The organism is Devosia sp. Root105 (assembly GCF_001424865.1).
GTDB lineage: Bacteria > Pseudomonadota > Alphaproteobacteria > Rhizobiales > Devosiaceae > Devosia_A.
The window spans coordinates 356,526-379,005 of the sequence record NZ_LMCR01000015.1; the positions used below are offsets into that span (position 1 = coordinate 356,526).

General features: G+C 66.2%; 23 protein-coding genes. 10 read left to right on the plus strand and 13 right to left on the minus strand.

The window, feature by feature from the left end:
* The first annotated feature begins 318 nt into the window (after positions 1 to 318).
* Positions 319 to 1,917 carry a winged helix-turn-helix domain-containing protein gene (locus ASC68_RS15140; protein ID WP_055880816.1) on the plus strand — a complete coding sequence of 533 codons (1,599 nt, stop codon included), beginning with the start codon at positions 319 to 321 and terminating at the stop codon, positions 1,915 to 1,917.
* Here the strand turns inward: ASC68_RS15140 and ASC68_RS15145 are convergent.
* Positions 1,867 to 2,826, minus strand: a complete 960-nt coding sequence (locus ASC68_RS15145) for an alpha/beta hydrolase (protein WP_082528217.1) — start codon at positions 2,824 to 2,826, stop codon at positions 1,867 to 1,869. The two genes, ASC68_RS15140 and ASC68_RS15145, sit on opposite strands and share 51 nt — an antisense overlap.
* 89 nt (positions 2,827 to 2,915) lie before the next feature.
* On the opposite strand from ASC68_RS15145, the gene ASC68_RS15150 reads away from it, so the two are divergent.
* A complete protein-coding gene (locus ASC68_RS15150) occupies positions 2,916 to 3,428 on the plus strand; it encodes a putative immunity protein (RefSeq protein WP_055880819.1) in 513 nt (170 codons plus the stop codon).
* A gap of 177 nt (positions 3,429 to 3,605) precedes the next feature.
* On the opposite strand, the gene ASC68_RS15155 is transcribed toward ASC68_RS15150, so the two are convergent.
* Complete coding sequence (locus ASC68_RS15155; protein ID WP_055880822.1) at positions 3,606 to 4,190, minus strand: TetR/AcrR family transcriptional regulator; 585 nt, start codon at positions 4,188 to 4,190, stop codon at positions 3,606 to 3,608.
* 68 nt (positions 4,191 to 4,258) lie between these two features.
* Between ASC68_RS15155 and ASC68_RS15160 the strand changes: the two genes are divergently transcribed.
* Positions 4,259 to 4,648 carry a nuclear transport factor 2 family protein gene (locus ASC68_RS15160; RefSeq protein WP_055880823.1) on the plus strand — a complete coding sequence of 130 codons (390 nt, stop codon included), beginning with the start codon at positions 4,259 to 4,261 and terminating at the stop codon, positions 4,646 to 4,648.
* 91 nt (positions 4,649 to 4,739) lie between these two features.
* Here ASC68_RS15160 and ASC68_RS15165 read toward each other — a convergent pair whose 3' ends face one another.
* Positions 4,740 to 5,231 (minus strand): NUDIX domain-containing protein, encoded by a 492-nt coding sequence (locus ASC68_RS15165; protein WP_244488508.1) that lies wholly within the window; start codon positions 5,229 to 5,231, stop codon positions 4,740 to 4,742.
* An 85-nt stretch (positions 5,232 to 5,316) separates the two neighbouring features.
* Between ASC68_RS15165 and ASC68_RS15170 the strand changes: the two genes are divergently transcribed.
* The 4 genes from ASC68_RS15170 (at position 5,317) to ASC68_RS15185 (ending at position 9,325) form a co-directional block, all read left to right on the plus strand.
* Positions 5,317 to 6,210: a metallophosphoesterase gene (locus ASC68_RS15170; protein WP_055880829.1), complete on the plus strand. Its 894-nt coding sequence runs from the start codon at positions 5,317 to 5,319 to the stop codon at positions 6,208 to 6,210.
* Positions 6,211 to 6,212: 2 nt separating this feature from the next.
* Positions 6,213 to 7,541, plus strand: a complete 1,329-nt coding sequence (locus ASC68_RS15175; RefSeq protein WP_055880830.1) for a hypothetical protein — start codon at positions 6,213 to 6,215, stop codon at positions 7,539 to 7,541.
* On the plus strand, positions 7,531 to 8,850 hold the full coding sequence (locus ASC68_RS15180; RefSeq protein WP_055880833.1) for a Mur ligase family protein: 1,320 nt from the start codon (positions 7,531 to 7,533) through the stop codon (positions 8,848 to 8,850). The genes ASC68_RS15175 and ASC68_RS15180 overlap by 11 nt, the downstream gene beginning before the upstream one ends.
* A 139-nt stretch (positions 8,851 to 8,989) precedes the next feature.
* Complete coding sequence (locus tag ASC68_RS15185) at positions 8,990 to 9,325, plus strand: SMR family transporter (RefSeq protein ID WP_055880836.1); 336 nt, start codon at positions 8,990 to 8,992, stop codon at positions 9,323 to 9,325.
* Between the two features lie 200 nt (positions 9,326 to 9,525).
* On the opposite strand, the gene ASC68_RS15190 is transcribed toward ASC68_RS15185, so the two are convergent.
* Together ASC68_RS15190 and ASC68_RS15195 are read right to left on the minus strand one after the other, a co-directional pair.
* Positions 9,526 to 10,527 carry an MDR family oxidoreductase gene (locus ASC68_RS15190; RefSeq protein ID WP_055880839.1) on the minus strand — a complete coding sequence of 334 codons (1,002 nt, stop codon included), beginning with the start codon at positions 10,525 to 10,527 and terminating at the stop codon, positions 9,526 to 9,528.
* 29 nt (positions 10,528 to 10,556) lie between these two features.
* A complete protein-coding gene (locus tag ASC68_RS15195; RefSeq protein WP_156387345.1) occupies positions 10,557 to 12,302 on the minus strand; it encodes a tetratricopeptide repeat protein in 1,746 nt (581 codons plus the stop codon).
* Between the two features lie 297 nt (positions 12,303 to 12,599).
* On the opposite strand from ASC68_RS15195, the gene ASC68_RS15200 reads away from it, so the two are divergent.
* Both ASC68_RS15200 and ASC68_RS15205 read left to right on the plus strand, forming a co-directional pair.
* Positions 12,600 to 13,016 (plus strand): response regulator, encoded by a 417-nt coding sequence (locus ASC68_RS15200; RefSeq protein ID WP_055880843.1) that lies wholly within the window; start codon positions 12,600 to 12,602, stop codon positions 13,014 to 13,016.
* A gap of 543 nt (positions 13,017 to 13,559) precedes the next feature.
* Positions 13,560 to 14,060 carry a hypothetical protein gene (locus ASC68_RS15205; protein ID WP_156387346.1) on the plus strand — a complete coding sequence of 167 codons (501 nt, stop codon included), beginning with the start codon at positions 13,560 to 13,562 and terminating at the stop codon, positions 14,058 to 14,060.
* A 169-nt stretch (positions 14,061 to 14,229) separates the two neighbouring features.
* On the opposite strand, the gene ASC68_RS15210 is transcribed toward ASC68_RS15205, so the two are convergent.
* From ASC68_RS15210 to soxR, 3 genes are read right to left on the minus strand one after another with little or no spacing between them, the layout of a single operon-like run.
* Positions 14,230 to 14,424 (minus strand): DUF3008 family protein, encoded by a 195-nt coding sequence (locus ASC68_RS15210; RefSeq protein ID WP_055880847.1) that lies wholly within the window; start codon positions 14,422 to 14,424, stop codon positions 14,230 to 14,232.
* Positions 14,425 to 14,451: 27 nt separating this feature from the next.
* Positions 14,452 to 14,970: an MgtC/SapB family protein gene (locus tag ASC68_RS15215; protein WP_055880850.1), complete on the minus strand. Its 519-nt coding sequence runs from the start codon at positions 14,968 to 14,970 to the stop codon at positions 14,452 to 14,454.
* Positions 14,971 to 15,026: 56 nt separating this feature from the next.
* Entirely contained in the window at positions 15,027 to 15,491 is a 465-nt protein-coding gene (gene soxR, locus ASC68_RS15220; protein ID WP_055881297.1) for a redox-sensitive transcriptional activator SoxR, read from the minus strand.
* Positions 15,492 to 15,637: 146 nt separating this feature from the next.
* Here soxR and ASC68_RS15225 point away from each other — a divergent pair, with 146 nt between their 5' ends.
* Positions 15,638 to 17,068: an MFS transporter gene (locus ASC68_RS15225; RefSeq protein ID WP_055880853.1), complete on the plus strand. Its 1,431-nt coding sequence runs from the start codon at positions 15,638 to 15,640 to the stop codon at positions 17,066 to 17,068.
* Positions 17,069 to 17,392: 324 nt separating this feature from the next.
* On the opposite strand, the gene ASC68_RS15230 is transcribed toward ASC68_RS15225, so the two are convergent.
* The 5 genes from ASC68_RS15230 to ASC68_RS15250 form a co-directional block, all read right to left on the minus strand.
* Positions 17,393 to 18,175 (minus strand): SDR family oxidoreductase, encoded by a 783-nt coding sequence (locus tag ASC68_RS15230; RefSeq protein ID WP_055880855.1) that lies wholly within the window; start codon positions 18,173 to 18,175, stop codon positions 17,393 to 17,395.
* Positions 18,176 to 18,367: 192 nt separating this feature from the next.
* A complete protein-coding gene (locus ASC68_RS15235) occupies positions 18,368 to 19,414 on the minus strand; it encodes an NAD(P)-dependent alcohol dehydrogenase (RefSeq protein ID WP_055880857.1) in 1,047 nt (348 codons plus the stop codon).
* Positions 19,411 to 20,274, minus strand: coding sequence for an ATP-binding cassette domain-containing protein (locus ASC68_RS15240; protein WP_082528197.1), 864 nt, complete (start codon positions 20,272 to 20,274; stop codon positions 19,411 to 19,413). The genes ASC68_RS15235 and ASC68_RS15240 overlap by 4 nt, the downstream gene beginning before the upstream one ends.
* A complete protein-coding gene (locus ASC68_RS15245; RefSeq protein ID WP_055880860.1) occupies positions 20,271 to 21,386 on the minus strand; it encodes an ABC transporter permease in 1,116 nt (371 codons plus the stop codon). The genes ASC68_RS15240 and ASC68_RS15245 overlap by 4 nt, the downstream gene beginning before the upstream one ends.
* A gap of 98 nt (positions 21,387 to 21,484) precedes the next feature.
* Entirely contained in the window at positions 21,485 to 22,447 is a 963-nt protein-coding gene (locus tag ASC68_RS15250) for a substrate-binding domain-containing protein (RefSeq protein ID WP_244488519.1), read from the minus strand.
* Positions 22,448 to 22,480: the final 33 nt, after the last annotated feature.

The following is a 22,480-nucleotide window of genomic DNA, read 5'->3' on the forward strand; positions in this document are numbered from 1 at the left end:
ACCCACTGCGCGGCGCTAGGGTCCACGGCCCTCGCCGGCGACGCGCTGAGCGCCGTCGCCGCCAAAAGCAGCGCTGACAGGCTGCACGCGCGCCGCAACGCACGCACCGCCCCTGTGTTCGCCGACCATTGGTTGAACATGACTGCCCCCTGCGCCAGCCCGAAAATAGAGCCGCGCCTCCTCTTCTCATTGCCTCCGAACCGAGTCCTGAAAGCGCAGACGCGGCATTCTGAAATTTTTCTGAAATTCGCGTCTTTTGCTCGGGGCGCTTGCAATAGCAGGACCGGCAAGGCATCGAGTGCGCCGGGAGTTTGGGGCATGGCGACGACCCGGTTTGCCGGATTTGAGCTGGACGAGGAGCGTGCCGAGCTGCGCGGTCCCGATGGCGCACTGGTCCGGCTGCGTCCCAAGACCTTCGAGATGCTTCGCCTGTTCGTCGCCAACGCCGGCCGCGTATTGAGCAAGCAGGAACTGATGGAAGCGGTCTGGCCGAACGTCCATGTCGGCGAGGACGGGCTGTTCCAGTGCATCCGCGAGATTCGCGCCGCACTCGGCGACGAGCAGCGCCAGATCATCAAGCTGGTCTCCGGTCGCGGCTACCTGTTCGTGCCGGCGCTGGAGGAAGGCTCAACGCCGACACCTCAGCCCTTCGCGCGACGCGCCCAGCCGTCAAGCGGCGGCCTTGTGCTGATCACGGCCGTCGCTGCCGTCATCGGCATCGCGGGATTTGCCCTGGCGACCCTGATGGCGCCGCCACCCCCGACCATTGCCGTGGTGCCGATCCTCGATGCCAGCGCCGCCGGCGACGGCGGCGCATTGGCGGCCGGGGTGACCGACGAGTTGGTCGATGGCCTCGCCCGCATCGACAACCTGCAGGTGCTGGCGCCTGGCGCCGGCACCCCCGCCCAGTTCGAGGTGCGCGGCGAACTGCTCAGGACCGCCAGCGCCTGGACGCTGAAGCTCCGTGCCGTTCGCACGGCGACCGGTGTGGTCGAGTCCGTCGCCACCGCGAGCGTCGATACTGCGCTCGAGCCCGAGCTGCAGGAGATCCGCCTCGCCGCCGGCGCTGGCGACCGGCTGGCCCGCTGGCTCAACGAGGTGCTGGAGGGCGGCACTGCCGGCGCAGCCGAGCCGCCGCCAGGCGTCCGAGTTGCCATCGAGCAGGCTTCGGCCTCGATCAACCAGACCTCGCGCGAGCGCTTCGCCGTAGCGCAACTGATGCTGAAGACCGCCCTCGCCACGGCGCCCGACAATGTCGACCTGCAGGTGGCGCTTGCGGGCCTGCAGACCCGGGGCATCCAGATGGTCTGGTACGACGAAGCCGAAGCCGCCGCGGCGCGGGCGAACGGTGAGGCGATGCTCAGGCGCGCCATAGCGCTGCGCCCACGCTCCATCGCCGTGCTTGAAGCGCAGTGCCGGTTCCTCGCGGCCACCAACGAGTTCGTCGAAAGCCTGATTGCCTGCGCCCGCGCCACCAGCTTCGACCCCTGGAATGGCTCGGCTCTCTACCAGACAGGCCTCGCGCAGGTGTTTCTCGGACGCTTCGAGGATGCGCTCATGAGCTTTGAACAAGCTTATCGTTACGACACGCCGACAGTGTCGCGCTGGACCTGGCTGCTGGGCATCGGCTGGGTCAATGTGCTGCTCGGTCGGGACGCCGAAGCGGCACTCTGGCTTAAGCGCTCGATCGCCGTCACGCCCGCCTCCGGCCGCACGCACCTGATGCTCGCCACCGCCTATCAGCGCCTCGGCCGCACCGCCGACGCCAGGGCGGCGTTCGCGGCCGGCATGCTGTTGCGGCCCGGCTCCACCGCCGCCAATGTCGAGCCGCCGGCGCGCAATGTCAGCCCGGCTTTCCTCGAAGCGTCAGCCCGGGTGATGTCCGTGCTGGTGGAGCTCGGACTGCCCGAGCGCTGAGTGTACGTTCTGCTTGCTGCTGCCGAGCTGCTGCTTGCTGCTGCCGAGCTGCTGCTCGGTGCGCCGGATGAACGCGCCGATCAGCGGCGTCGCGACGTCCGCGTGGGTTTCCAGCAGCAAGTGCCCGCCATCGAAAATGTGGGCCTCCATCCGCGGCAGGTCCTGCATCCAGGACAGCGTTTCGGCGATATCGAAGAACGCATCATGCCGCCCCCACAGCATCAGCGCCGGCGGCTGGTAGCTCTTGAGGTACTCGGCGATCTCGTCGAAGCGCTCGGCATAGCGGCCGTAATCTCGCAGCAGCACTCGCTGGGTGTCCATCCGCCCGGGCAGGTTCATCACCCGCCAATCCTCTTCCCATTCGGCTGCCGGGATCTGCGCCGCAACTTCCGGCGGCACGCCCATGACATACTGGTCGCGCATCCCCTTGAGGCTGAGCACCGACATCACCTCGGCGGTATTTTCCGGCGTCGGATGGGCCCAGAACTCCAGCGAGTTCGCCCAGAGCGGGCCGAACCCGGTGCGGTGCGCATTGGCGTTCTGGATAATCAGCCCGCGTACCAGTTCGGGCGCCTGCATCGCCATGTGCAACGTCGCCGCCGCGCCGAAATCATGCACGTAGAGATAGCGCGGCCCGACATCGAGCCGGTCGAGCAGTTCGGCGATCGCATCGCCAAAGCCGCTGAGCGATGGTGACGCCAGCGGCTCGGATTCGCCATAGCCCGGCAGGTCCGGCGCAATCAGGTAGGCCTCACCCGAGAGCTCGGTCATCACTGTTTCGAACATCCGCGCCGCGTTGGGAAAGCCGTGTACCAGCACCACGGCTGGCTTTGACGGCTCGCCGGCGGTGAGGAACGACAGCTCGGTGCCTCCCTTGAGGCGAAGCCGTTGACGAGTTGGGGGTGTCATCTTCAAACTCCTTTCCCGGTTATCCATGATGCCGGGCTAACGCCAGGCAGCGCCGCTTGGCTCCATCAGCGCGAGACAAAGGCAGACGGATGATCCTCAGCAAAGAACGCGATCCGCGGCTCGTCACCATCCGGCGCGGCGGCACGCTGACTGATGCCGGTCACCACTTGCTCGCCCGCTGGGCGGCGGACTGCGCCACCCATGTGCTGCACCACTTCGAAGCCGCCTGCCCCGGCGACGACCGGCCCCGCCGGGCGATCGAGCTGACCCACGCCTGGATCCGCGGCGAAGTGGCGATGAAACAGGCGCACAGCATGGCCTTCGTCGCCAACGCCGCCGGGCGTGAACTCACCGGAGCCGCCAAATTCGCGGCACTGTCGGCCGGCCAGGCCGTCGCCGTGGCGCATGTCGCGGCACATGATCTGGGTGCGGCCGCCTATGCCATCCGCGCCGCTGAGGCCGCAGCACCGGAGGCCGAGCGGGAGCAGGCCCGGCGCGAGGAGTGCGCGTGGCAGCGCGCGCAGCTGCCCGACGCAATCCGCGCGTTGGTGCTCGACGACCAGCAGCAACGCAACGCCATCTGCTGGTCGGTGTTTGATTAGCGGCTGCTCGCTGGCGGACTGCCTGCCTCCACCCCCACCGGCTGTCATCCCAGCGAAAGCTGGGACCCAACTCGCCACAGTGCAAGCGGTTAGATGGGTCCCAGCATTCGCTGGGATGACACCGAGTGGGTGGAGCGAGTGGTGGCTATTGCTCCACCATGGGGTGGCCCCATTGCCTCAGCGTGCCACCAACAGCCTCGCCAACCCTGCCTCGATCAGCGCCGGCACGCTCCTGGGATCATCGAGATAGGCGATTTCCAGCAACCCATCCGACAGCGCCACCAGCAGCGAAGCCGTCACCTCCGGCGCCGGATCACCATCCGCCGCCAGCAGGTCGCGCAGCACGCCGTGATACCAGGCGCGGCGGGCATCGATCGCCCGGCGCACCGGGCTGACCGGGTCGGTGTATTCGGCTGCCGCATTGAGGAATGGGCAGCCGCGAAAATCCCCGGCCATGCCGGCAGTGCTGATGCGCCCGAGGATTGCCGAGAGCATCCGGCGCGGTGGTAGCTTCGGCAGCGCGGCAACGGCGGCGCGGCCGATCCGGTCCTGCTCCTCGAGATAGGCGACCACCAAGTCGTCCTTGGACGGAAAGTGGCTGTAGAACGTCGCCTTGGCCACACCGGCTTCCGCGATGATGCGGTCGATGCCCACCGCATGGATGCCCAGCGCATAAAACAGCCGCGTCGCCGTATCGAGCAGCCGCCGCCGCGCCGGCAGCGGCGCGGACGCGGGGTCAGTGGAGGAATCGCTCTTCGCCATGGCTTGACACTACCAGACAGGTCTGTATGGTTCAACACATAGACAGACCTGTCTGTACGGAGAGCGAAATGCCGTCGACCGAAACCGCCGAAATCATGCGCCGCTTCAATCAGGCGTTCCTCGAGCACCAGCCGAAACTCCTTGAAGACCTCATCGCCCCCGATTGCGTCATGGAGTCGATCCAGCCGGCGCCCAACGGCACGCGTTACGAGGGCTACGACGCCTGCCTCGCCTTCTGGCAGGCCATCGCCACTGACCCGGTGGCCTGGTTCGATGTCGAGGACACCGTCGTCATGGGCGACAACGCCACCATCCGCTGGCGCTTCAACTTCGGCAACGGCGGCTCGGTCCGCGGCGTCAACGTCATGCGGGTGCGCGACGGCCGGATCGTCGAGGCGCTGGGCTACGCGAAATCCCCGGGCCAGGCCGCGCCGCTGCCCGAGGTGGCAGGCTCATGATGTTCTAGCCCCGATCTCTCCACACCGTGCGTGGGGCAACTTTGGGTGCCCCTGCCCCGGCTATTTAGGTTGAGCACAACCCCGCCGCCCCCTACCACAGCCCCGGCAGTTCCTCCGTCCCTGCTGCGATCTCGGCGATGCGCCGGGCTGTGCCGGGGTTCATCCCCTCGGGCAGCGCGTCCATTTCGAACCAGCCGATCTCGGCGATCTCGCTGTTCGGCCGGAACGGCTTCACCTCGCTGAAGCTGCGCCCGACATAGACCGCAACGTGGTCGCGGTTGGTCGCCTCGTGCTTTTGCAGATAGAGCCCGAGCAGCCGCATCGGGCCCTCGACGCGAAGGCCGGTTTCTTCTTCGGCTTCGCGTCGCGCCGCCTCCTCGGCGGTTTCGCCCGGCTCGACCCCGCCGCCCGGAAAATGCCAGCCCGGCATGTAGGTGTGCCTCAGCAGCAGCACCCGGTCGCCATCGAGCAACACCGCCCTGGTGCCCAGCACCATGCGCCGGCGCACCCCGACGATGAACAGGTGCGCCGAGGTTCTGACGCGCTGCCAGCGGCTCATGGTTCTGCTGGTGGTTCGGCTCATGGGGATGCTCCCGCTGACGTTCAATTGGCGCCGGAGCCATTTAGGGCATTTTCTTGCCACGCGCCGCATGGCATTACGCCGGGCAATGATCACGCTCGCCCATCTGTCCGACGTTCACCTGGCCCCGCTGCCGCCCGTCCGGGCGCGCGACCTGATGAACAAGCGGATCACCGGCTTCCTCAACTGGAAGATCAAGCGCGAGCACACCATGGCCGGCGACGGGCTGACCAAGCTGGTGCGCCACATGCGCGAGCAGAACCCGGATTTCACCGTCGTCACCGGCGACCTGGTGAACCTGGCGCTCGATGCCGAGATCAACACCGCCTATAACTGGCTCGAGACCCTCGGCCCGCCCGAGCAGGTCTGCATCTCGCCCGGCAACCACGATGCCTATCTCAAGGGCGCGTTGCAGAAGGCGATGGATCGCTGGGACGGCTACGTCATGGGCGAAACCATCGACGATAACGCCTTCCCGTTCGTGCGTCGCGTCGGCGACGTCGCCGTGGTCTCGTGCAACAGCGCCGTGCCCACCGCCCCCTGGATCGCTGCCGGCCGCTTCGAGGAAGACCAGGCGGCGCGCCTCGCTCGCTGCCTGAAGCTCCTCGGTGACGGCGGCTATTTCCGCGTCGTCCTGATCCACCATCCGCCGAACCAGGAGCAGGCGCATCCGCGCCTCGGGCTCTATGGCGCCAAGTCCTTTCGCCGCGTCATCGCCGAGCACGGCGCCGAGTTGGTGCTGCACGGGCACACCCATCAATCCTCGATCTACGCCATTCCCGGCCCGCACGGCGATGTGCCGGTGGTCGGCGTCGCGGCGGCGGGCGCCGCGCAGGGCGATACCGGCGGGCACGATCCGGCCCGCTACAACCTGTTCTCGATCCAGCGCCTCGGCACCTCCTGGCAGTGCACCTTGCGCGAGTTTGGCTTTCAGCGCCTTTCGACCGATATAGTGCTGAGACTGAGCCTCAGGATCTACTGAACGTGACCGAAGCCTTCACCATCGAGCCGCCCGCCTTCGACGCCGTGACGGGTGTGGCGACGTTCCGCTACACGCTCGGCGAGCTGAGCTTTTCTGAAGTCCTGACTTTCCCCTCCGGCAGCGATAGCAGTGTCGCAGCGACGCCAGCTTTTCTCAAACTGCTGCAACTGACCGCCGTCGTCCTCGGCGTCAGCTACTTCAAGCTGCGCGCCCCCTATCGCATCGTCATCCCGTTCCCGCTGACCGTGCGCGAGCACGATTTCGCCCTCGACGTCTATGAGAACGGCCTCGGCGAGTTCTATGCCCGCAATAACCTGAAGCGCTTCGGCGAGATCGAGATCGACGATCCCGAGGATCACGGCCCTGCCCCCACCGCGCCTGTCTTGCGCGATCGCGCCCTGCTGCCGATCGGCGGCGGCAAGGACTCGCTGGTCAGCGTGCAGCTGTTCGAGGCCGCGGAGCTGGATTTCACCCCCTTCGCCGTCAACCCCAAGGGACCGATCATCGGCAGCGTCGACAAGGTCGGCCGCACCCCGCTCTATGTGGCGCGCAAGCTCGACCCCGAGATGATCCGGCTCGGCAAGGAGCCCGGCTATTACAACGGCCACGTGCCCTCGACCGCCATCAACTCGATGATCGCGGCGCTGACTGCGCTGCTGTTCTCCTACAACCGGATCGTTCTCTCCAACGAGCGCTCGGCCAGCGAGGGCAATGTCGAGTTCGATGGGCGCGAGGCCAACCACCAGCATTCCAAGTCGATCGATTTCGAGAACCTGATCGCCAAAGTGCTCGAGCACGCCACCGGCGGTAGCATCAGCTATTTCTCGCTGTTGCGGCCGTACTCCGAGGCGAAGATCGCCACGCTGTTCGCCCGGGTGAGCCGCTTCGATCACGTGTTTTCGAGCTGCAACGAGAACTTCAAGCTCGCTGGCCACGACGGCCCGCTCTGGTGCGGCAAGTGCCCCAAGTGCCACTTCGTGTTCCTGATCTTCGCCCCAGTCATGGAGAAGCAACGTTTGGTCGGCATCTTCGGCCAGAACCTCCTGAGCCAGCCTTCCCACGAGCGCTCGTTCCGCGAGCTCACTGGCCTCGCGGGCCAGAAGCCGTGGGAATGCGTCGGCGAAATCGAGGAAGCGGCAGCCTGCCTCTGGGCCCTGACCAAGCTGCCGGAATGGGCAGAAGAGCCAATCGTTTCAATGCTGAAGCCGGATCTGTTGACTCAGTATGGCAGCCAGCGCCTCGAAGACGCTCTTGCCGAACTCATGATCGATAGCCCAGAACACCTCATCCCGAAGGCCATCTTCGAGCGAGTCGCCCCGCATGCGCTTTGACGAACCCGTGCTGCTCTACGGCGCCGGCCGCGAGGCCCGCTCCACCCGCGCCTTCATTGAGGCCCGCTCGCCGCACACCAAGGTGTACGTCACCGTCGACAGCGGCCAAGCCGATATCGAGGATGCCACCTTCATCGCGCCCGCCGACCTGACGCAGGCCATCGAAGCGCGGCTGTTTGCGACCATCGTCAAGAGCCCCGGTGTGTCGCGCTACCGCCCGGTGTTCGCCATGGCGCGCGAAGCCGGCATTGCCGTCACCTCCAACCTCAACCTCTGGGGCGAGGCCTATCGCGACGGGCGCAAGGTCATTGCCATTTCCGGCACCAAGGGCAAATCGACCACCGCCACCCTGGTGCACCTGATGCTGGTTGAATCCGGCCTCGATGCCGGGCTCGCCGGCAATGTCGGCCTCGCGCCCCTGGAAATCGCCGACAAGCACCCGATCGTGGTGTTCGAGCTCTCGAGCTACCAGACCGCCGACATGGCGTTCACTCCCGATATCGCGGCGATCACCAACCTCTCGCCCGAACACACCGACTGGCACCGCAGCGTCGAGCGCTATTACCAGGACAAGCTCAACCTGATCGACCGCGACGCGCCTTTCCCGGTAGCGCTGGGCGTCGGCGCACTGGGCAACCCGCTGGTGATGGAAGCGCTGCGCGACCCGAAACGGCTGATCCCGCCGCTGGCGCCGTTCATTCACGACCGCATCGCCGGCGCCGCTGCCCGCTCCCGCCTCAAGGGCGAGCACAACCTGAACAACGCTCTGCTCGCCGCGGCCATCGCCATGAAGGCCGGCGCCGACCTCGAGGGCGTAGTCCGCGGCATCGCCAAATTCACCCCGCTGCCGCACCGGCTCGAAGAGCACCAGGTCGGCGACGTGACCTTCGTCAACGACTCGATCTCGACCACGCCGGAAGCCACCAAGGCGGCGCTCGCCGCCTATGAAGGCAGCCGCATCGCGCTGATCGCCGGCGGTCACGAGCGCCACCAGGATTATTCCGAGCTCTCGCAGCTCCTCGCGCCGCGCGGCGTCACCGTGCTGGTCTGCCTGCCGGTGACCGGCGACCGCCTCGCCACCCTCACCTATGCCGCAGCCCCCGAGATCGAGGTGATCGAAGCCGGGACGCTCGAAGATGCCGTCAAGGCGCTGGCCGGACGGCAGTCGAAGTTCGAGACGGTGATCCTCTCGCCGGGCGCGCCGAGCTATGGCCAGCTCGAAACCGCGGGCAAGGTGTTCAAGAATTTCGAGGAACGCGGCGCCGCTTTCGTCCGGCTCGCCGGCACCTATTTCGGGGCCAAGGCGTGAGGCACGCCACTCACCCCCCACTCGGTGTCATTCCCGCGAAAGCGGGAACCTCTGCTTTCTTGGCGGCGGCACCACCGCAAACGGAGGTTCCCGCCTTCGCGGGGATGACCCTGTGGGTGGCTGCGAACGCAGTCGACGCATGACGATCGCCTATGCTTACCTGGCGGTCGCCATCGTCGCTGAAGTGATTGCCACCACCGCGCTCCGCGCTGCCGACGGCTTCACCCAGCTCTGGCCGTCGCTGATCTCGATCGTCGGCTACGTCGTCGCCTTCTACTTCCTGTCGCTGACGCTACGCAGCATGCCGGTCGGCATCGCCTACGCCATCTGGTCGGGCGTCGGCATCGTGCTGATCTCGCTGGCCGGCTGGCTGATCTACAAACAGCTGCTCGACCTGCCGGCCCTGATCGGCATGGGCCTGATCATGGCCGGGGTGATCGTCATCAACCTGTTCTCGAAGACGGCCGTGCACTGAACGGTTCCCCTGGAAGGAAGGGCGATACGTTGCTGGAAGGCACAGACTTACCGCCCCACCGGTGTCATCCCAGCGAAAGCTGGGATCCAACTATCGGCTGGCACTGGCGGCGAGATGGGTCCCAGCTTTCGCTGGGATGACACCGAGTTGGAGGAGCCTGCAGTGGCTGACACCAACCTGCCGCGCATCCTACACCAGCTTCAAGTCGGCGGGTCCCGCGGGTTCACCACCACGCGCCCGGCAATCTTGCCTTCCAGCAGCTGAGCCGCCAACCCCGGCAGATCCTCGAGCCGCGCTTCGGTCAGCATCGGCTCGAACGCTGCCGGCACGAACAGCGTGGTCAGCCGGTCCCAGGCCGAGCGGCGCGCTTCGAAGGGCTGCATCACCGTGTCGATGCCGCAGAGCGAAATGTTGCGCAGGATGAACGGGATGACGCTGGCGTCCCAGCCGCGGCCGCCGGCATTGCCGATCGCCGCCACCGCCCCGCCATAGCGGATCTTCTTCAGCACTTCGCCGAGCAGCGGGCCGCCGACCGAGTCGATGGCGCCCGACCATTGTTCCTTGTCGAGCACCTTGCCGGTCGGCTTCAGCACCTCGTCGCGCGAGACGATGCGGCTGGCCCCCAGCTTGGTCAGCCGTTCGGCGAGCTCGGCTCGCCCGGTCACCGCGGCAACGTCGTAACCGAGTCGGCTCAGCAGCAGCACGGCGATGCTGCCGACCCCGCCGCCGGCGCCGGTGACCAGCACCTCGCCCTCGCCGGCCCGGATCCCCTCGGCCTGCAGCCGGTTGACCGCCAGCATGGCCGCGAGCCCGGCCGTGCCGATCATCATCGCAGTGCGGGTCGAAAACCGCTTCGGCAGCGGCACCAGCCAATCAGCTTTCACCCGCGCCCGCTGCGCATAGCCACCCCAATGGAGCTCGCCCACCCGCCAACCGGTGAGGATCACCGCCTGGCCGGGGTGGTAGCGGGCATCGCTGCTCTCCACCACGCGCCCGGCAAAATCGATGCCGGCGACATGCGGATAGGTTCTGACCAGCCCGCCCTGCCCCATGAGGCACAGCGCATCCTTGTAGTTCAGCCCGGCCCACTCGATCGCCACCAGCACCTCTCCGGCCGGCAGCTGCTGATCGGTGATCTCCTTGAGACTGCTGCGCAATTCACCGTCAGCCAGCCGCTCGGTGACCAGGGCGCGAAAAGACATGAAAACTCCAGAACCAACTGCCTCTACGATCAGTACGGCCCGTTGAGAGCCGCCTGATCAATGCCCGCCGCGGCCAGTTCGTTGCCGATCTCGGCACGCAATTCGGGATCGCCCAGCCGCTGGCGAAGCACCGGCAGAATACCGAAGCGACGGAAGCGCGTCACCTCAAGCAACTGCGCAATCGACCGGTTGAGTGCATCTTCCGACTTCAGCCGGTATGCCGCCGTCACGGCGATGGCCGAAGCCAGCTCGGCATCGCCGACCGCCAGCGCCTCTGCCTGCAGCAGCGCCTCGGCATTGTTCCCCTCGCGCAGCGCGTTCACCGCAGCGGCCTCGTGGTACCAGTAGGGTGGCGTTACGGCCCGGCGCAGTGCATCGGCGGCCATGGCCTTCCCCTTCTCGGATTTGCCGCGCAGCGACAGCAGCCGCGCGTAGCCTGCATAGGCGTCGAGGTTCGAGGGGTTGAGCTGCAGCGCCGAGGTGAACGCCGCCTCGGCCTCGCCGAACCGGCCGACGGATTCGAGGAAGAAGGCATATTCGCGCCAGATCGGGCTCGAGGTCGGCGCCAACGCCAGCGCCTCGTCGATCTGTCGCTCCGCCTCGGCAATCGGCTCGGGGTCACGCGCTGATGGCGGCTGCATGCGCAGCGTGCGGTCGAGCAGCAGCGTGCCGCTCATGGCGAGGCCTACCGCCGAGCCTGGCTGGCTGCGCAGCAGGCCACTGACGCAGGCACGGGCTCGCTCGCCATCGTCCAGCCTGGCGCTGCCGCGATAGCGGGTGAACAGCAGGCCGCAGAGGTAGTCGGTCTCGTTGCCGGCAAGATCGGTATTGGTGGCCAGCCACTGCATCGCATCGGTGTGCAGCGGCCCGTCGACCGCGCCCAGCTGGTCAGCAAAGCCCTGCGACAGCCGATCGATCGAGGTGGGAAACTCGGCCGTCGCCACCTTCTCGGTCATGCTCCATACCGCCGCATCGGAGCCAACACGCTTGAGGCTGGCGGTGACCTGCATTTCGGTGCCCTCGGTACGCGCGATGCCCGACAACTCGAAAGTTGCTGCTGTCGCCTGCTGCGCCGCCGGCCCGGTGCGCTGCAGGTAGACGGCATCGATGAACGGGAACAGCCCGAGGTCGGTCACCAATTCGACCGCGAGGCCGGCGACGCTGGCAGCAGGCGCCTGGCCCGCCACCGAGGTGAACTCGGTGACCGAAACCACAGGCGGCTGCGGCACTGCGATCCGCACCTGGCGCGGCGCCAGCACCTGCGTCAGCACCAGGGCGATGCCAAGCGCGACGAACACCAGCACCACCAGCAGCACGATGTCGTCGAGCCGCGCCAGCCACGACCTCTCAGCAGCGACCTGAGCAATCGGCCGCGTGAAACCGGTTACAGGTGATTCAGCCGCCGCCGGGGTCGGTTCGCCCGATGGAGTGCGAAATTCCGGGATGTAACGTCCCACCGGCAGGTAAAATATGACGGGTTCGTAGGCCCCCTCGCCGGCATAGTATTCCTCCAGCACCGCACGCAGCCGCCGGGCCTGCACGCGCACGATCGGATCGTTCTGCGGATCGAAGCTCTGCGGCCGCCCGAATACGTCCACCGCGATCGAATAGGCCTTGATGCCAGCCTCGTTTCCATCGAGCCGTGCGCCGACTATGTAGTTGAGAAACTTGGCAAGTTGTGGCGAACGCGCCAGCCCGGGCCACTCCTGGATCCGCGCCAGGGCAGCCTCGACCTCCGCTCGGGGCGGCATTGTCTGCGACAACGGTTCGCCCACGCGAGTACCTCCCCCTGCGTATCTGGGCGATTTACATGTTAATCGCAAGCCTCGTTACGGCGTTGTTACATGCCTTTGCCTATGCGCACGGTCATCAAACCATCATATCCCGGCCTGTCGCTGCATAACGCAGTCGCCGCGAGCATGTCTTGTGGCGGTAAGGGGACGCAACGAAGCTCCCCCGGCGCTCCGGCCCCACCGACGGGTTACCGACTACGTATAGAGTTTTCGGCCATTGCCGCGGCGACGCGGCAAGAAGGAACCATTATGGACGCTATTGGTACCGGCCAGCCCTTTATGGCACTGGTCGACGACGACTCACATTCCGCCCGGCTGATGATCCGGATGCTGCTCGCTCATGGCGCGCCGTCCGTGAGCTGGCTCAACGGCGAAGCCTGGGCGACTGCCGAGATCCACCAGTTGCTCGAGGATGACCTCGCGACCATTCCGGGTCTGGTGATCGTCGATCTCAAAGCCTCGTCCAGTGCCACCCTGGACTTTATCGTGAAGCTCCGCGCCATGCGCGACGGCCATTCGCTGCTGATTGCCGCGATTGCCCCGACGCTCGACCGCGAGCCGCGAGAGGCCCTTATTTCCGCCGGCGCCGACGCTGTGTTCGAGCGGCACGCCGATATCAATTCCTACCGTCGCGAAGCGGCGGCCATCGTCAGTTTCTGGGTGCGCAATCAGCACCTCGATGCGGTTGGCACGTAATCACTGCGTCCACAGGTTACGTGCCGGGCGGGGAGCGCGTTGCATTGAGGCAGGCCACTGCCGATTGCATTCCCAAATGCGCTCTCCGTCTCTTCCTTTTCCATGAGGCTAGTTGGTTCTCATGACTGAGCTACCGCCCGACCGCCGATATCCCTGCGGCGACCCGGGCGGCCCTGGGCCGGAGACCCCAAGCTCCGACCCAAACCGGCGGTCCGTCGCGTTCCCTCACGCGGCGGCCGCCATACGACGACGGAAAGACGGGGCGCGACCTCCTGACGCTGCCCCGCCTTCCCGTTTCTCGGTCTCGCGCCGGTTCCCGGTGTGCTGAGACCATTCGGTGTGTAACCCAGTTGCGGCGGGCCACTGGGGCCAGCAGGCGAAGGCGCGGTTGCGGATACTTCTCCCACCGCAACCGCGCTTCTCCTGTACCTGGCGGCCTTCACCGCCCCCTGCCACCCCGGGGTCGGCCTTCCAAGCCTGCAGCCTTGACCGCCTCGCCCGGATCACCGCACTGTCGCGCCTTCCAGACCGGAGGCCACCCCGATGCTCAGAATGTCGATGTTTGCGGCGGCCGTGCTTGGCCTGCTGAGCACTCCGGTGCTCGCCCAAGAGGCCGTCGACGGTGAGGAAGCCGTCGACAGCTTCGTGCTGCCGGCCTTCAACGGCATCGCCGTGTCACAGGCTCCGGAGGCCGGCCTCGGCGTCTGCTTCGGCCCGTTCGCCGCCGACGCGATGGATTGCGCCGTGGCCCAGTGCGTCCAGCAAAGCGGGCTCAGCCCCGAGGAGTGTTCACCCAACCTCTGGTGCTATCCGCACGGCTGGGTGGCCGATATCTTCATGCAGCACAACGAAGGCCCGCACTGGCACAAGTTCGTCTGCGATCAGAACGATCAGGTGAGCCTCGAAGCCATCGTCAAGACCGAGTGCGCCAAGGATTTCCTCTTGAGCTGCGAAGTGGTCCGTATCTGGGACAACGAAGGTCAGCAGGTCTTCGGCGAAGGCGCCGACCCACAACTGCCGCCGCCGCCCACGGCGATCGAGTAACAGCGCGACAGCTTGGCCGGCGCAAGCCAACCCCCACCCCTGTCCCCTCCCCCTGAAGTAGGGGGAGGGAGACGCTCGCACCTACATTAGTGTTTTGGTCTCCCTCCCCTTTCTTAGGGGGAGGGGACAGGGGTGGGGGTCAGCCCGCACCGGCCTCTGTGCAAGCCCGCTAGTGCTTCGTCTTGCCCTTGTGCTCGGGCAAGCCCCTGCGCTTGGTCTCAGCGAACTCTTCGAGCTGGTTCTCGCTCATCGATTTGTACATCGACTTTGACGCGCCCTTCAGGTCTTTCACCTTGGTGTCGCCGCGCTTGGCGGAGAGCGCCGCGCCGGCGGCTTTCTGCTGGGCTTTCGAGGTTGCGGGCATAATGGAGCCTCCTTGAGTTGGGAAGACTCAACGATCCTTTTGCGGCTCCGTTCCCTCGCCGATCTTGTCGTTCTGGGCACTGACCACCCGGTGCGAGAAGGCGCGCATCGCGGCGAGGACGATCACCGCGAATACCGCCACCACGACCGCGATCACATAGTAGCCGAGCGCCGCGCAAACGCCGACCGCGCCCGCCAGCCACATCCCGGCGCCCGTGGTCAGCCCCTGCACGCTGCCGCGCTGCTGGAAGATCGCACCGGCGCCGAGAAAGGCGATGCCGGCGGTGACCGCTTCAATGGCGCGGATCGGGTCCGAGTTGTTGCTGCCGCCCTCCACCGCCTCCTGGTAGATCTCGAACGCCAGCGTGGTGAACAACGCTGCGGCGAGCGCCACGAGGATATGGGTCCGCAACCCCGCCGTGCCGGCCTGCGAGCCGCGCTCCCAGCCAATCAATCCGCCCAGCACCGAGGCGATCAGCAGCCTGATCAGGATGATGTGGTGCGGGGTGTGAGTCGGCTCGTAGCCGAGACTGGTGACAAAATCCATGTTTGAGGGCCCTGTTGACGCTTCCCCCTCAACGGCTTGCCTCGTCCCCGGTTCCGTCAGCTCCTGTAGCTCTCACCGCCCTCGCGCATCAGCCGGCGCGGGCCACTGCCCTCCTCGGCCAGGTGATCGCCGGAATTCATCAGCGGGCAACTGCTGGTGGACAGGCACCCGCAGCCGATGCAGCCATTTAGCTCGTCACGCATGCGCGTCATCAGCACGATTCTCCTGTCGAGCTTTTCGTGCCAGAGCTCTGACATCAAACGCCAATCTGCCGCCGAAGGGGTGTGGCCCACCGGCACGTGCCCCAGGGCCTCGGCCACTTCGGCGAGCGGGATGCCCAGTTCCGTGCCCATCCGGACGATGGCCAGCCGGCGCAGCACGTCGCGATCGTAGCGTCGCTGGTTGCCGGCGGTGCGGTGGCTGCGGATCAGCCCCTTCTTCTCGTAGAAGTGCAGGGCCGACACGGCAAAACCGCTGCGCTCTGACACCTGCCCCACAGAAAGTTCGCGCGACATCGCGATTTCCTCTTTACCTGAAGTTAGGTTGAGGTTGTAGCAGTGACCTCCCGATGCGGCCAGAGGCTGCACGACAGGAGCGCCTTCAGGAAAGTTGCAGACTTTTCCGGTTCGAAGGCGCGACCAGAACAGACAAGGCAGTGGTGGACGAGATGGCGGCGACGAAGAGCGGTTGGGGCGAGATATTCAGCGGCGGCAACGCCCTGCCCGTGGCGGTGTTTGCCGGCGGCATCGGCATGAACGCCATCGAAGTCTATATCGGCTCGACGCTGATGCCCTCGGTGGTGGCCGAAATCGGCGGGCTCGACCTGTTCGCCTGGGTTACGACGGTGTTCATCGTCGCCTCGATCGTCGCTTCGATCTTTGCGGCGGTGCGGCCGTTCGGGCTCGGCCCGCGGCAGAACTACCTGATCGCCGCCACCATGTTCGCGCTGGGCAGCCTGATCTGCGGATTGGCGCCCTCGATGCCGATCCTGCTGCTCGGCCGCGCCCTGCAGGGCTTTGGCGGCGGGCTGCTTGCCGCGCTGACCTTCATGATGGTCCGTCTGGTGTTCCCCGAGCACCTCTGGGCTCGCGCCTTCGCGCTCGCCTCGGGCATCTGGGGCATCGCCACACTGGTCGGTCCCTCGATCGGCGGCGTCTTCGCCGAGCTCGGCATCTGGCGCTGGGCCTTCTTCATCCTCGTGCCGTTCGCGGCTCTGGTTGGCCTCCTCGCCGTCAAGGTGGTGCCGGCAAAGAGCAGCGAGGCCGGCATGACCAGTCTGCCGATCCGCCAGATCGGCCTGATGATCGTCGCCGTCCTGGCGCTCTCCACCGCCGGCGCGCTGTCGCACGATATCGTCGTCGCCGGCGGCCTGACCGCTCTCGCCATCCTGGCGCTGGTGGTGTTCGGGCTGATCGAGCGCAACGCCAGCCAGAAGCTGTTCCCCACCGGCACCTTCCGCTTCGGCACGCTCCTCGCCTCGCTGTTCGGCACCATGGTGCTGCTGCAGATGGCGATCACCAGCGACATCTTCATCCCGCTGTTCATGCAGACCCTGCACGGCCTCGGCCCGCTCACCGCCGGCTACATGGTGGCGCTGGTCGCCGTCGGCTGGAGCTCGAGCTCGATGCTCACCGCCGGCTGGACCGAAGGCCGCGCCCGCATGATCATCGCGTTCGGCCCGGTGCTGGTGCTGATCTCGGCGATCGGTCTGGCGCTGTTCGTCGGCCACCAGAACCCGAGCTCGAGCCTCGGCTTCATCATCCCGATCGGGCTGTCGCTGCTGATCATGGGCGTCGGCATCGGCACCGCCTGGACGCAGCTGACCCCGCGGGTGATGCAGGCGGCGCCCGATGGCGAGCATGACGTGACTTCGGCGGCGCTGAGCACCATCCAGCTCTTCGCCTCCGGCCTCGGCGCGGCGCTCGGCGGCCTGATCGTCAACCTCGCCGGCCTCGCGGCGGCGAACCCAACCCCGATCGCTGCGGCCAACTGGCTCTATGGCCTCTTCATCATCGTCGCGATCCTGGTGGTGCCGATCGGCTTCAGCATCGCCCGGACCGAGGCCCGCCTCCCCGCCGCGGCACAGCCGGCGGAATAAGGAATTTGCCGCCGGGCTCCGGCCCCGCGGCATCCCGACTGGCCGAGGGCGCGATGCTGCCTGCGCTCCCGGTCGGACTCGCGGTGTCGGCGATCATCGCGCTGGGCGTGATCGACCGGCACCGCGAAAACTATTAAGGGCTTTGCCCTTCGGTTCACGCAGATCGTCCCACCGACTCGATGTCATCCCAGCGAAAGCTGGGACCCAACTCGCAGCCCGCACCAGTGGATAGATGGGTCCCAGCTTTCGCTGGGATGACAGCCGGTGGGGAGGCTAGCCTGTGGGTAACGACCACCGCCAGGGGAACTCATCCGTGAAACGCCCCTAAACCGTCTTCAACCAGCCCCCATCGACGAAATACGTCGACCCGGTCGAGTAACTCGCCTTCTCCGAGCACAGGAACACGAAGAAATTCGCCATCTCCTCCGGGGTGGCGAAGCGCTTCATGCCGCCGGCTTCGTCGGCAACGCTTTGGAGGTGCGCTTCAAAGCCGTTCTCGCCAGCCAGTTGCTTGGCCGTCTTCACCCAGTCGGGCGTCCGCACCAGCCCCGGGTTCACCGTGTTGACGCGGATATTGTCGCCCACCACTTCGTTGGCGAGGGTCTTGGAGAACATCATCAGCGCTGCCTTGGTGGTGTTGTAGATCGGCTCGTACCACAAGGGCTGCACCGCGCAGATCGAGGCATTGTGGAGGATGGCGCCACCGCCCCGTGCCTTCATCTGCGGCACCAGCCCGCGGCCCAGCCGCACCGCGGCCATCACATGCAGATCCCAGTAATATTGCCACTTGGCGTCGTCGGCCTCGGCAATGGTCTCGTTCGAGCCGGTGCCTGCATTGTTGACGAGGATATCGGCGCCGCCGAGCTGGGCTGCCGCCGTCACCACCTTGGCGCAGCCCTCGGCGGTGGCGACATCGGCCGCCACCCCATGCGCCTCGACATGGTACTTCGCCCCGATGCGCGACGCCTCGGCATGCAGCCGCTCCGAGCCGCGCGCCGTGATCAGCACATTTGCGCCCTCAGCCGCAAAGCCCTCGGCCACCGCGAGGCCGATGCCGACACTGCCGCCGGTGATGACGGCGAGTTTGGATTTCAGACCGAGGTCCATGTGTTTCCCCCATTCAAGATAGAAAAGACCCCTCACCCGCCGGTGCGCGGCGACCTCTCCCTCGGGGCGCTGCCGCGTCCCCCAAGGGAGAGGTGAACGTGAGGCACCATCGTGCCGCAACCGCCACCTCTCCCTTTGGGGGAGAGGTCGGAGCGCATCAGTGCTCCGGCTGAGGGGGCCTTTCTCCGAGCCCTAAGCGTCCATCAAAATCTGCAGCTTCACATCCGTCGGCCGCGCTTCCACCGCCCGGTCGAACGCCTTGATCGAATCCTCGAAGCTGAACGTCGCCGAGATCAGTGGCTTCAGATCCACCCGCCCCGAGGCCATCAGCGCGATGGCGCGCTCGTACTGGTGGGCGTAGCGGAACACCGAGGCGATGGTGATTTCCTTCACCGACAGCGAGGCGATGTCGAAATCGATCGGCTCGACCGGCAGCCCGACCACGACGATCGTGCCGCCGGGACGGGCCACGTCGACGATACCCTTCCAGGCGCGCGGGCTGCCGGAACACTCGAACACCACGTCGGCGCCCCAGTTCTCGGTGAGCCGGTTGACCTCGTCGAGCAGGTTCTTGTCCTTGATATTGACCGGGATGATGCCCTGGTACTGTCCGGCAATATCGAGCTTGGGCTGCGCCAGGTCGGTGATGATCACCCGCGAGCAGCCGCCGGCCAGCGCCGCCAGGGCGACCATTGTGCCGATCGGGCCGGCGCCCATGACGATGGCGGTATCGCCCGGAGTGATCTTCGCCTTGGTCGCCGCCTGCATGCCGACGGCGAACGGCTCGACCATCGCGCCCTCGGCGAAGCTGACATTGTCGGGCAGCTTGAAGGTATAGTTGGCCGGATGCACCACGAACGGCGTCAGCACGCCATGGATCGGCGGCGTCGCCCAGAAGGTCACCGCCGGATCGATATTGTACATCCCCAGCCGCGACGCCTTGGAATTCGGGTCGGGGACCCCCGGCTCCATGCAGACCCGATCGCCCACCTTGAGGTTGCTGACCCCTGCCCCGACTTCGACCACCGTGCCGGCCGCTTCGTGCCCCAGCACCATCGGCGCGTTGACCACGAACGGCCCGATCCGGCCATGGGTGTAGTAGTGCACGTCGGAGCCGCAGACGCCCACGGTGTGGAGCTTGATTTTGACTTCGCCGGGGCCGACCTCGGTGGGGAGCTCGATGTCGCGGAGTTTCAGTTCGTGCTGCTTTTCGAGCACGAGTGCACGCATTTTCGTCATTGGACCTGTGAGGCTTCCTCGCCGACTTTGTAGTGGTGCGTCGGGCCGGTGGCGCCTTCGACCGGGGGCTTCATCGCCCCGGTCATGATCGCCACCGCGTCCGACATCGAAAATTGCTTGGGGTTGATGATCGCGATGCGCTTGCCGAGCCGGTGGATGTGGATGCGGTCAGCGACCTCGAACACGTGCGGCATGTTGTGCGAGATGAGGACGATCGGCAAGCCGCGCTTTTTGACGTCGAGCATCAATTCGAGCACGCGCCGGCTCTCCTTGACCCCGAGCGCCGCGGTCGGCTCGTCCATGATCACCACGCGCGAGCCGAACGCCGCGGCGCGCGCCACTGCCACGCCCTGGCGCTGGCCGCCCGAGAGTGTCTCGACCGACTGGTTGATGTTCTGGATGGTGAGCAGACCCAACTCGCTCAGCTTGTCGCGGGCGATTTTCGCCATCCTGGTGCGGTCGAGCCGCCGGAACAGCGATCCGGTCCAGCCGGGTTTCCTCAGCTCGCGGCCAAGGAACATGTTGTCGGCGATCGACAGCGCCGGGCTGAGCGCCAGGTTCTGGTAGACGGTCTCGATGCCCGAGTTGCGGGCGTCCATCGGCGATTTGAAATGCACCGGCTGGCCATCGAGCAGGATCTCGCCGCTATCGGGGATCACGGCGCCGCACAGCGCCTTGATCAGTGTCGATTTGCCGGCGCCGTTATCGCCGATCACCGCCAGGATCTCGTTGCGGCGGAGGTCGAAATCGGCGTTGTCGAGCGCCACCACCCGGCCATAGCGCTTGTTGAGACCTCTGCCCTCGAGCACGATATCCCCGGCATTGCCGGTCGGCAGGCTCATACTGGTCAATTCGCTCATGCCGAGATCTTCCTGATCCACTGGTCGATGGTGACGGCGACGATGATCAAGACGCCAACCGCGAAATCCTGCCACAGCAAGGCAAGGCCGGAGAGCGCCAGGCCGTTGCGGAACACCCCCACGATCAGCGCGCCGAACAGCGTGCCGACAATCGAGCCGCGCCCACCGAACAGGCTCGTGCCGCCGATCACCACGGCGGTGATCGAGTCCAGATTGGCGGTCTGCCCGGCCTGCGGGCTGACGCCGCCGATGCGGCCGATCAGCACCCAGGCCGCGATGGCGCAGATGAGACCCGCCAGCGCATAGACGGCCAGCAGCACGCGATTGGTGTTGATACCGGAGAGGCGCGCCGCGTCGGGGTCGTCGCCGGTGGCATAGACATGCCGGCCGAAGGCGGTGCGCCCCAGGATATAGCTGAGCACGATGGCGAGGACGATCATCAGTACCGAGCCATAGGTGACCACCCAGCCGCGCAGCCATGGCAGGTCGAGCCCGAAGAACAGCCCGATATCGTAGAGCTTGAATAGTTTCCCCAGCCAGAGCAGGAACGGCGCTGCCGCTTCCATGTCCTGCGAGCGGATAGTCTCGCTGTTCGAATAGAAGGTGTTGAGCGCCCCGAAAATGCTCCAGGTGCCGAGCGTCACGATGAACGGTGGCAGCCTCAGCATCGTGACCAGCAGCCCGTTCAGGTAGCCGCAGGCGAGGCCGGCGAGGAGGCCGAGCGGAAAGGCGATCCAGACCGGCACGCCGAAATAGACAGCCGTGCGGCCCATCACCACCGAGCAGAGGATCATGATCAGGCCGACGCTGAGGTCGATGCCCGCCGTGAGGATCACCAGCGTCTGCGCCATGCCCAGAATGGCGACAATGGTCACCTGCTGCAGCACCACCGAAAGGTTGAGCGGCGAGAGGAACTTGCCGGGGGCGGCGATGGCGAAGATCACGCTGCTGACCAGCAGCACGATCAGTGGGATCAAGGTGGGGTATTCGTGCAGTATCCCCTGGATGGTCCGGATGATGCCCTTGCGGTCTTCCTCGAAGGCCGCAACTTCGGTTGCTCCCCCCTTCAGACCAGTTTCAGCCGTTGCCGAGCCGGCGGCGTCGTCGCTCATCGTGTCCCCTCTCCCCTAAGGACAAGTTGTCGGAACCGTCGGTTCCCGCGCCGGCGACAAACGCCGGTGCGGGAACCCGTTGCTTCAAACCAGGCCGATCAGCCCCAGCAAAGCTCGGCGCCCTTGGTGGTGTCGATCGACTCGACGCCTGCCACCGGCTTGTCGGTCACCAGTGTCGCGCCGGTGTCGAGGAAGCCCATATTCGGGTCGATCGCCGGAATGGTGCCGCTGACGATCGCGTCGAGAGCCATCGAGGCCATCTTCAACGGATATTGCTGGCTGGTGGCGCCGATCACGCCCGACTTGACGTTGGCGACGCCCGGGCACCCGCCGTCGACCGAGACGATCAGCACTGAGCCGTCATCCTTGCCAACTGCCTTGAGCGCTTCGTAAGCGCCCGCTGCCGCCGGTTCGTTGATGGTGTAGACGACGTTGACGTTCGGGCACTTCTGCAGCGCGTTCTCCATCGCGGTACGACCCTTTTCCTGGTCGCCCTGGCTGATTTCGTGCGTGCAAATGCGCGCGTCGTCCTCGTCGCCGTACTTGTTGGGGTCCTTCACGTCGATGCCGAAGCCGGCCATGAAGCCCTGGTCGCGCAGGTAGTCGACAGTCGGCTGGTTGGTGGCGAGGTCGAGCGCCACGATCACTGCATCCTTGGCCTTGTCGCCCAGCGTTCCGGCGGCCCATTGGCCGATCAGCATGCCGGCCTTACGGTTGTCGGTGGCGAACGTCGCGTCGGCGGCGTCCATCGGATCGAGCGGAGTATCGAGCACGATCACCTTGAGACCGGCGTCACGCGCCTTCTGGATGGTCGGCACGATGGCCTTCGAATCCGAAGGCACGATGGCGAAGCCCTTGGAGCCTGCCGAGATCTGGTTCTCGATGCAGGCGACCTGCCCGTCATTGTCGCCGTCGAACTTGCCCGCGCAGGCGATAAGCTTCACTCCAAGCTCCTTGGCCTTGGCCTCGGCGCCTTCACGCATCTTGACGAAGAACGGGTTGGTCTCGGTCTTGGTGATCAGGCCAACGGTAACGTCCTGAGCCAGCGCGGCGCCGCTCATCAGGCCGCCGGCGACGACAGCGCTGGCAAGCGC